General features: G+C 43.0%; 7 protein-coding genes. 1 reads left to right on the forward strand and 6 read right to left on the reverse strand.

All coding sequences use genetic code 11. The features are described from left to right. The 5 genes from LPH68_RS16865 to LPH68_RS16885 form a co-directional block, all read right to left on the reverse strand. Window positions 1-1,800 (reverse strand): DnaB-like helicase C-terminal domain-containing protein, encoded by a 1,800-nt coding sequence (locus LPH68_RS16865; RefSeq protein ID WP_008644865.1) that lies wholly within the window; start codon window positions 1,798-1,800, stop codon window positions 1-3. Between the two features lie 28 nt (window positions 1,801-1,828). Continuing rightward, window positions 1,829-3,133: a Lin1244/Lin1753 domain-containing protein gene (locus LPH68_RS16870; RefSeq protein ID WP_151936529.1), complete on the reverse strand. Its 1,305-nt coding sequence runs from the start codon at window positions 3,131-3,133 to the stop codon at window positions 1,829-1,831. Between the two features lie 338 nt (window positions 3,134-3,471). Next, window positions 3,472-3,837 (reverse strand): SH3 beta-barrel fold-containing protein, encoded by a 366-nt coding sequence (locus tag LPH68_RS16875; RefSeq protein ID WP_004311392.1) that lies wholly within the window; start codon window positions 3,835-3,837, stop codon window positions 3,472-3,474. A 306-nt stretch (window positions 3,838-4,143) separates the two neighbouring features. Further along, window positions 4,144-4,575, reverse strand: a complete 432-nt coding sequence (locus tag LPH68_RS16880; RefSeq protein ID WP_004300918.1) for a hypothetical protein — start codon at window positions 4,573-4,575, stop codon at window positions 4,144-4,146. Window positions 4,576-5,308: 733 nt separating this feature from the next. Beyond that, a complete protein-coding gene (locus LPH68_RS16885) occupies window positions 5,309-5,716 on the reverse strand; it encodes a hypothetical protein (RefSeq protein WP_004300910.1) in 408 nt (135 codons plus the stop codon). Between the two features lie 193 nt (window positions 5,717-5,909). Here LPH68_RS16885 and LPH68_RS16890 point away from each other — a divergent pair, with 193 nt between their 5' ends. Continuing rightward, window positions 5,910-7,124, forward strand: a complete 1,215-nt coding sequence (locus LPH68_RS16890) for an ATP-binding protein (protein ID WP_004300908.1) — start codon at window positions 5,910-5,912, stop codon at window positions 7,122-7,124. An 80-nt stretch (window positions 7,125-7,204) separates the two neighbouring features. On the opposite strand, the gene LPH68_RS16895 is transcribed toward LPH68_RS16890, so the two are convergent. Then, window positions 7,205-7,459, reverse strand: a complete 255-nt coding sequence (locus LPH68_RS16895) for a type B 50S ribosomal protein L31 (protein ID WP_004300906.1) — start codon at window positions 7,457-7,459, stop codon at window positions 7,205-7,207. Window positions 7,460-7,540: the final 81 nt, after the last annotated feature.

Below are 7,540 nucleotides of genomic sequence, written 5' to 3' on the forward strand. Positions count from 1 at the left end.
CTAAATCCATCCCTCTGACGAGAATAAGTCTTTGGCTCCCTTCCACGGTTGCACCTGCATGCCCGGTTCGGGTGGTGGCGTACAAGGGGAATATCTTCCGTTGGTCACATCGTAGCAGAACGCTGCGTTTCCCTTTGTTCCGAAATTACGGAAACGGGTTTTCTCGACGTGTATATACACGATCCCCATTTCATCCTGACGGTCTACCACTATTCCGTAGTCCGTCATGTTGAAAAAGTTGGCCGAGCCGTTGATGTCATACATGGTGGGAACTTCCGTTTTCTGCGTGCCGTATTGCTTGTTCATCTTTCTCGGATGCGCCACCAGAATGACGAGGCAGGAGTTGAGCCGGGCAAAACGTGCCAGACTATTCATGAATGAGCCGATATACCCCGTCTCCGTCATGCCTGCCGGGATCTGATGGTTGATGTAATTGTACGGGTCGATGACAAACACACGGATGCCGTGACGGTGCACCAGTTCGCGTGCTTTCGACAAGACGTTGCCCAGTGTGAAATCCCCGTCCGGAAGAATGTGCCAGACGCGTTGCGAAAGATAATCCACTACGCGGGCGAATTCCTCCTCCGTAGAGAAATCTTTGCGGAAACGGTGTCCCAGCAGTTTTTCCGCCAGTTTGGCATGATGATACTCGATTGGCGTGTTCTCCGGACTGAAATATCCCGCTCGCCAATCTTGGCGGGTGCAGAGCCGGAGCACTATCTCATCTACAAAGTCCGATTTGCCATGTCCGGGAATACCGGTGACGGTGAGCACCCGCCCCGTTTCCAGCCTCATGATTTCGTCCAGATTCGGTATTCCCAATTCCACGCCCGAAGTATACCCCTCTTCAAACAGTTGGTGCAACCCCTCCCGTAAGTCTTCTGCCGTAAACGTACCTTCCAGGCGGGGGATGGGCGCGTCCTCCAGTGCCTTCAGTAGTGCGTCCGGGCCTTCCGCCACGAGCAGTTCGTTGGCGTCCTTGTATGCTTCGCCGTAGGTGACGATACGGCAGCGGTCTACCCCCAGCCGTCGGGAGAGTTCCCGGCACAGTTCCCGTCCCTTGCGGTCGGTGTCCACCGACAGATAAATCACTTGTTTCTGCTCGAAATGAGATTCCGACAATTCGTCCAGCCAGTCCAGTTGACTGTTGGCACCGTTCGGCACGGAAATGACATCCGTCCGGCCGACAGCCATGTAGGAGAGAGCATCAAATTCCCCTTCCACGAGGATGCACTCCGGCGTGTCGCGGATAGCGTCGATGTTGTAAGGGATGGTGCGCGCTCCTTGCAGCAATTTGAAGTGCTTTTGTGAGTCGCGGAACTTTGTGTTCACCAATTCCCCGTTTTCGAAAAAGTTGAAGCAGAGACAGTCCCTCTTTTCCCAGCCTTTCTCCTTTCCGGATATAGGCATCGAGATGGAGGCGAAAGCCACGCCAGCTTCCACCAATACTTCCGGCGGAATGTGGCGGACGTCACGACACCATTCAATTTGCTTCTGTGTGAGTGCCCCTTGCTCTGGGTCGCCGTGCGGCTTTTCAGAGGGCGGACAACTGGAGTTGCTACCTGTTGCCGTTGGAAATTTGACCAACGGATCACCCAGCTTTCTGCCTTTTCCGGCATATATGGCTGCCGAACCGTGTGCGCCGCAGTAGTGGCACAAATACAGTTTGGTATCGAGGTTGACACTTAGTGATTTATCACGCTTATCCGTCCGTTGGGCATGACACCAGGGACATTTTGTTTTCATTTTGCCGCTTGTGCGACCGTGGGTATCAATACCCAGTTCTTTGAATCTATCCATATTTAGTAAATGATTGAGAGATAATATGCTATCGTGTCCATTCGTTCGTCACCGGATTCCAGATATGTGCCGCCGAAGGTCGCGGCTTGGCATAAGCGGGGATGGGATGCCCGTCGTAGGTACGTATTCCGTTGGTGATGGTTTCGTAGGGCGAACATTGCTGTTGCTCTTGCCGGTTTTTGAGAAACCTCTTCAGTGCCACCTGCGTTGTGGATGACACATGGCTTCCCTGCCGGGTGAGATTGGCGAAATAGTTTTTTATTTCGTGCAGGCTGTTCATCGAGCTTTCATTCCCCCGTAAGATGATTTGCTCCCGTAAATAGTTGAAGAACCATTCTTTTTCTTCCATCATCAGCCGGGGGATGCCCGACTGAATGGCTACGACTTCATACCAGGATGTGTCGTTCATTGCCTCCTGTAGATTTTCTTCCCATGCGTTGGGGCGCATATCGGGTGTCACAGCGTTCAAGTCCGTCACCTTCAAACCATTTTCTTCTTCTTTTTCTTTTCCGCTTTCTTCAGAAGAAGAATTTTTTTTGTTTATTTCTTTATTTATAATGGGGGATGGATTTTTCTGTATATTTGACGTATTTTTCATTTCCCGAGTGTTAAAATCCTCTGCATTTCCGTTGGCTTTCAGAGAGTTATTGACGTGCGGTTTCGTGTTGCGCTTTTTTTTATCTTCCATGTTGTCAAGTGCTTCCCTATAATCGTCTATTGCTTTAGAATGGAGGTTCATTTTCTCATCCAGATAAAAGAGTCCGTAATTGTATAATACACTTTCCATCAGTTCATCGCTCACATCATAAAGGTTCTGGATGAAGGAAGCAGTTTGCGGTGCCAGAAAATGTTGTGGCTGTTGATAGAGCTTTTCCATCACAAGCCAATATAGTCCGTAGGCTTTCAGTCCGTCTTGCATAATCATCCGCAGCAGTTCGTTGTCGGTGTATGCCAGTAGGGGGTGCGGAAAATAACTTCTGATGGCAGATTCTTCGCAAAAGTCGGCATAGAGTATATGCGAGTTGTATCCTTTGCCGGGACGCCGGAAATAATGGTGGTAGAGGAGCTCAAGATGTTCGGGTTGGGCATGGAATATATTGGCGATGATTCCCATTGTCTGGATATTGACGCAGCATTTAAGCTGTGCATGAGCTTCTTCGAGCATCACCCAGTATAGTCCGTATATTTCCAGTCCTTGTTCCCGTATCAAAATACTCATGGGTATATTGCTGGAAGAAGAAGTGGGATGATTGAAGTAACCGTTATGAATCGGTTTTCTCTTTTGTGATGCGTTGTTCGATTGTTTGGTATTTGCTGAATTAGATGTTGTCATAATAAAATATATTAGTTTCTGTTTTAAATTCTATTTTTCTGAAAATACAGATACGAAGAATCCGGCCACTTCTTAGGAAAGCAGCAAATATCGTACTCATTCTTCATGATGGAATCGGAGTATTCTCTTCGTGTATGTAATCTGTAATATAGGGAATTTTCGGAGCAGGGGAGATTTAATTCCGAAGTTCTGAAAAAGCAATGCTGGAAAAACAGATAACTGCCTCTGTCAAAAAACAAGGAAGCAGCATTGACATGATTTTTTCTCTTACTTGCGGTTGCAAAGTAACTACTTTATTTCGTATATGTCCTACAACTTTCCTTATTTAATCCATGAAATTAATTTTTTTTCACAGAAGAGCCGAATACAATCCCTGCCACTCGACACGTAAGCCATTTTCTACAATGCACGTCATAGTATGGGAGAAACCTGTTGGAGGGGTTTTCGTAGTAGGGGCGGCCGAAATAGTGTTCATATTCTGTCAGTGTCCCTGTAATGGAAAGGCAGGTTCCGTCTGTTCGTTGCAGGCAGAAATCGGCGTTGTCCCATCTCATCCGGTCTATCAGTTCTTCTACTTGGTATGCACGGCGCATAGATTCTCCCAGTGTCAACAGTGTGCCGTAATTCTCTTCCGCATCTTGGCGGATAATAGCTGCCCGACGGGAAACCGTCAGGCAACTGTCATTCTTCATCGTTTTTTTCATACAGATTTCTTTGTGCTGAAATGTGAGCATTTCAGTTCTTGTTAGTGGTGTAAATGTAGTGAATTTACTTGACTTTACAAAGGATAAAATTACTTATATAATAGATGATTAGTTAAATAAATGGAATAAAATATTTTGTATTTTCATTGTCTGAATATAGGCTTTAAAGAGCTTATGGAGGAGTTTAAAGAAAGCTGTGGAGGGAATGGAAATAGGCTGCAAAGGGCAAAGGACGGCCCTCTTTATCCTCTGTAGTGAAAACCGTGCAATAATGTTCCACATGGTAATTGGTACACTGATAATTATTCACCATTGAAACCTTTTGCGCAGCCTTTTTATCCAACTGTCGCTACGTATAACGTTGTTATTCTGTCCAATCGCTTTTTTCAAATCCCGGATTCGTTCGTTTTGTCTCTTCATTGCTGCCTGTATTTCGTTTATCAACGTATTTATTTCCTTCTGCAGCTGAATTTCCTTTTCTTTCAATTGAATAATGTGGGCGTATTTCTCGCAGACCATCGTTTTGTCTATGCACAGTTGTTCCAGCGTATCAATATATTCTGCTGTAATGCCGGCTTTACTTCGGCGAAAGAGTTCCAGAATACATTCTTCGTCAACGTTCGGAACATTGTCTATGTATAACATAGGGAATTGTCCCATTTCCACCCAAAGCAGGATCGCTTCTTTTTCGATGTGATACTTAATCACTGCTTTTTCTACACTAATCCATTTTGGCATATCGCTTTTGTTTTAATGTGTTATAAAAAAGGAGTAAATAACGTATTGTCCGGAGAGGTGCAACGAACACCCACGATTTTTATGATTTCGGTCGGCTGGGGAATTGGTTGGGGTATAAGGATTGTTGAAACCGACCGGATACAATAAAAGCGTGAGTGCTGTTGTACCATTATCTAAACTTAAGGCTTAGCAACACCCTTCACCAGATAATGATAAACAACAGACACCCACGCCAAACGTTTATATATAACAAATCTCTAATCGATATGTTGATATACGACTATCTACGTGGAGTATCTGTTGTATCATCTCTCGGTGTGAAAAAACTGCTAATTTTTAAGTTTGAGAGACAATACGTTATTTACTCCATTAAGGAATAAAAAAACGCTTTTGCCTGTTTCATCACGCTGATGGGCAGAAAGCGTGTGACAAAGATATATGTTTTTTTCGGAATAGGATGGAAAAGAGGAAATAAATGCAGGAAATATGGTATGAGAATAGAGAGTATGGTATAAAGATGGTAAATATGCTATACGGGTGGCAAATATAATGTGATGATAAAAAGGAGGGAGCCAAAAGTAAAACCATCTATTAGATTGATATTATTTAGGTACGGATTACACGGATTTCGCGGTTTTAGTCTAATGGAACCGTGAAACCCGTGTAATCCGTGCCTAAATGAAAGCCATAAAAGTCTTTTGACCTCGTATTGTCTTTCCGTGCAATTCTTTTTTTAGCTGCGATTTCTTTTGGGCTTTCCGGAGAAGATAGTCAGTTCAAGAATTGCAAAGATGATTTCCGTTGTGGTATATCCGGTAAATGAATATTCTAAATTTTCATTTTCGGAGAAGTATTTGAGATAAACGGTTGGAGTGCCATTGTGGAAGTCGAGAAAAAGGTAAGAAGTATAATCATAGATGCCAAGATCGGCAAACTCGTTCAGAATCGCTGTGTTGAAAATCGTGCATTGGCCTGTCTTTGATTCATTTCCGGACATTTCGAATCTGCGATGTTCTTTTGCGAGATCGTCTTTATTCACATGCCTGAATTGTTCTTGCAGTTCTTTACTGAAAGAAAGGCGTTGTCTGATGAAATTAAAAACTTCTTCCTTTGTCATTTGTTTTAAATCGGTTATTTCCATTTTTTATTAATTAGTCGGGTAAAGGTACTTTCTTTATTTGGTAATAAATCGGATTTAGTCATATTTCTTTTATTTATTTTTCGGCTTATAACCCTAAAAGAATCTGAATTTATGGATTTATTTAGGGTTATAACCCTAAAAACTTTCCGAAAATAGTATATCTTTGTGCTTATAACCCTAAAAACTTTTGAATATGATTAATCGTGAACAGTATATGGAACAAATTGTTCCTTTTATAGATAAGCCGTTTGTAAAAGTGATAACGGGTATTCGTCGCAGTGGAAAGTCGGTAGTGCTGCGTCTGATTCGTGACGAACTGTTGAGGAGGGGAGTTCGTGAAGAACGTATCATCTATCTGAATTTTGAAAGTTTTCAGTGGATAGATTTGAAAGAGGCGAAGGCTTTGTATGCTTATATTCGGGGACAGGCGGGAGATGCGGGTAAATATTATATTCTCTTGGATGAAATTCAGGAAGTGGACGGTTGGGAAAAAGTGGTCAACTCACTTCTGGTAGATTTGGATACGGATATTTATGTGACCGGCTCCAACTCACGTATGTTATCGTCCGAACTGGCAACTTATTTAACGGGACGGTATGTCGCTTTCCATGTCATGACCTTGTCTTTTAGAGAATATCTGACTTTCCATGACTTGCAGGCCAATGATCCGACGCTCAACCGGAAGGAGGAATTTCAGAAATATCTCCGTATGGGAGGATTTCCGGCCATACATACTGCCGATTATGGATATGAGGCTATCTATAAAATTGTCTACGACATCTATTCTTCTGTCATTCTTCGTGACACGGTGCAGCGTCACAATATCCGGAATGTGGAACTGCTCGAACGGGTAGTGAAGTTTGTTTTCGATAATATAGGCAATAAGCTGAACGCTAAAAATATAGCCGATTACTTCAAAAGTCAGCAACGGAAGGTGGATATGAATACCATCTATAATTATCTGAATGCATTGGAAAGTGCTTTTATCATTCAACGTATTCCCCGGTATGATATTAAAGGAAAGGAAATTCTGCAGACGAATGAAAAGTATTTTGTAAGTGACCTTTCTTTGATTTATTCCGTGATGGGCTATCGTGACCGGTTGATTGCAGGTATGTTGGAGAATCTGGTCTGTCTGGAGTTGAAAAGAAGGGGTTATGAAGTGTATGTAGGCAAACAGGATGATAAAGAAGTGGATTTTGTAGCCATCCGTCGGGAAGAAAAGATTTATGTGCAAGTAACGTATCAGTTAGCTTCACAGGCCACTGTTGAGAGGGAGTTTGCTCCTTTGCTCGCCATTAACGACCATTATCCTAAATATGTAGTTAGCATGGACAGCTTGTGGCAGGATAATGTGGAGGGTGTCAGGCATCGTCATATAGCCGATTTCTTGTTGGATGATGCTTGACGTTAAGGAATATAGAAAACGAAAAAGAGGAAATTCTCTGCGAGAATCTCCTCTTTTTTCATCTTTCACGAAAGATCGAATTATTTCTTCTTACGGTCACCGTAACGGCTCATGAACTTGTCAACACGACCTGCAGTATCTACCAATGTAGATTTACCTGTATAGAACGGGTGAGAAGTGTTTGAGATTTCAATCTTCAGCAACGGATAAGTTTCACCTTCGAATTCGATGGTTTCTTTAGTTGCTACAGTTGATCTAGACAAAAACATGTCACCATTTGACATATCTTTAAATACTACCGGACGGTATGATTCTGGATGAAGGCCTTTTTTCATTTCAGTATCTGTTTTTTTAATTTATATTCTGTTACTATTTTGGTAAGAAATAGTGTAATGGTCATTTTCAGAGCGCAAAGA

The sequence above is a fragment of the Bacteroides sp. 1_1_30 genome, from assembly GCF_020982715.1.
In the GTDB taxonomy this organism is placed as follows: Bacteria; Bacteroidota; Bacteroidia; order Bacteroidales; family Bacteroidaceae; genus Bacteroides; species Bacteroides xylanisolvens.